Consider the following 2,730-nt stretch of genomic DNA (forward strand, 5'->3'; position numbering starts at 1 on the left):
AATAAATAACTCTTCTTTTGGAGGCAAGTAATGTCATATAGAAATAGTACAAAAGGTGATTACAGTCCAATAATAAATGACTCAACTTTTACCTTTGATATGAAATTAAAAAATAAGAATGTAATGGAAAGAAAAGAAAAAATATATATCCCACTTATTGAGGACCTTAATAACTCATTTATATTTCCAAACGGTGATTTGTTTAGTAAACTTGAATTCTCATTTTTAAAAGAAGTTTTAGATAAGCAATATCTATATAGACTTGAAGATGAGTTATTAAATAAGTTTAAAGATTTCAATATTCTAGTTGATGAATTTAACAAGCTAGACCTAACCTATGTTGCTTCAAAACTTATAGAGAGTTCATTCCGTGAAGGTTTTCATAATCTGTATGGCGAAATAATAGATGGTGAAATTCCTATTTATGATGATGAAGGTAACCTTGTAGCTTGGGACATTGTAGAACCGGAAGAATTTGATAATATAAGACTTATTAGTTATTCTACTAAAGAAATAATCGAATTAATAAATAACCAATATGATTATCAATTTGATAATTTGGGGTATAATTACGAAAGTGAACTTAATATAAACCCATATCTTAGTAACTTTTATGAATTTGCATTAGCAAAAAGAAATAAAAAAAATAGCCCTCAAAGAACCCAGATAATTGATTGGAATGGTAGGCCTGAAGATTACATTGCATCTCATTATAACTTTTATAGCAACTTCTATTCTGATAGTAAAGTAAAGGAGAAGGAAAGCTTGCTATCAAAAATAAAGATATCTAGGATAACTTTATTAAATGAGTTAGATAAGATATTAAAATACATATTTGTAACCTATGAGAAAGAATAAGATAAGCATATGTGTACAAGCTGTATTAAAAATACTATATTAATTTTAGTTATATCTTTTCATATTGTATAAAAATCCCCGACTCTGCAATGATGAGAGTTGTTATTAGAATTAGGGTATAGTCAGTAAGAATATATTTGTTCGTTTCAATTCAGTACTCTACTAATTTATAATAAGCCTGAAAATAGTTAGTGATTGTTCTCAAACTAACTAAGTTAATTTTGCAATGGTTCATCTTTTTATAAAAACCACGACATGCTTGCATAAATATTGTCGTGGTTTTCATAGTAGAGGCAAATCACGGGAGTAGTACTCAAGATTATATTTGGATTTTAGCTTGATACACTATATATTAAATAACATTTTATTTTCTAACATATTATTTAATATATAGTAGTAGCAACTTCTAGTCTACTTTTATCATTAATTAATACCTCATTTATAATATCCCATACCTTTGATTCTAACAGCTCAGTAATATTTTCTTCTCTTGTTATATGTATATCATAAAAATATATATTATCTTTATACTCTTTATTATTAAACTGCAATATCCTTCCAGTATTTGTTATATTCGTATTATAAAAGTATTTATCATTTTTAACTATATTCTCATCTAGTACTATATTAACTATCTTACTAAACTTAGAAGTTTTATTGTATCTATCTATAACAGGAGCTTTTGTACCACTCTCCCTATATATGATTTTAAATAATATTTTTTCATCTTCATTTACTAAATAGAATGCCCAATCTATTTTAGCAATTTGTTTTTCAATTTTTATATTTAAACAATTATTATCTATTCTCATTTTTGTATATTCAAAAATTATATTTCTTAATATAAAACTTCTTATATTTTTAATATAATGTGTAGATTCTTTAATTAACATACGATGTTTGCTAGTGATTTCATTTAAAGTATTATTTACTATAGATTCATATAATATATTTATATCGTCTAGATTATATGAAATGAAACTTTCTCTTACTATTAATTTATTTTCATCCAATGAAATAAGCACCTTGTCTAATTTATTATTAACATCAATATTTATACAGGAACATAGTATACTCCCATACATAATAACTTGATCTATTAAATTTACAAACTTTCTTACCTCGTTATCTTTCATAAATATACTCTTTTGATTTGAGTTTTCACTATTTTCATTTTTAAAACCTGCATCAACTGTTATTTTATAATTAATAATACCATCTTTTTCTTCTCTTTCTAGTATATTTGCACTTATCATATATGATATCAATCTATTAAACCATATATATATTTCTTCAATATAAGGTTGCAAATATGACTGTGATTCATATTCTTTTAAATCTAATATATCATTTTCTGAAAATTTAATTTTATATTTTATCTTTTTACTCCATATATATAACTGTTGAGTAAGGTAATCTTTCATTACACTAATTACATCAGTACTATCATTTACTATATTTTCAATAATATCAACAATTTCACTATCAATTTTGTTGTTAAATAAACTCTCATCTATGTATAAAAATGCTTTTTTATCTTCCCATATAAGTTCTTTTGATATCTCATTATTAAACTTTCTGAGTATTCCATTAGATTTAAAGATTAACATGTCCACATATTTATTAATTGTATCATAATCTAAATCTTTATTATTTTCATTTTTTATTATATATTTTTCAAAAACTTGTTGCAGTTGACTTCTAGTTGCTAATGGTGTATGTATAGTATGTGTGAATAAACTAGATATAAATGGGTCATCTAGTGTCTCAGATTCTATATATTTATAGTGAAGTTTTTGACCACATATTATTATAAATGTAGCTAAATCAGAAAAAATTAATGGCTTCAACTCAGATAATATTTTATATATT

General features: G+C 24.0%; 2 protein-coding genes. One reads left to right on the forward strand and one right to left on the reverse strand.

Annotated elements, in window-relative coordinates:
* The first annotated feature begins 30 nt into the window (after positions 1-30).
* Positions 31-858 carry a hypothetical protein gene (locus VLM92_RS14200; RefSeq protein ID WP_325276982.1) on the forward strand — a complete coding sequence of 276 codons (828 nt, stop codon included), beginning with the start codon at positions 31-33 and terminating at the stop codon, positions 856-858.
* A 383-nt stretch (positions 859-1,241) separates the two neighbouring features.
* Here VLM92_RS14200 and VLM92_RS14205 read toward each other — a convergent pair.
* Positions 1,242-2,730, reverse strand: a 1,489-nt coding sequence (locus VLM92_RS14205; RefSeq protein ID WP_325276983.1) for a hypothetical protein, incomplete at its 5' end; no start/stop codon positions are given.

It is taken from the genome of Romboutsia sp. (genome assembly GCF_035470145.1).
Taxonomy (GTDB): domain Bacteria; phylum Bacillota; class Clostridia; order Peptostreptococcales; family Peptostreptococcaceae; genus Romboutsia_D.

Bases quoted from the DNA above. Each gene is read 5' to 3' on its own strand.
- VLM92_RS14200 (WP_325276982.1), top strand. From the start codon at position 31: ATGTCATATAGAAATAGTACAAAAGGTGATTACAGTCCAATAATAAAT.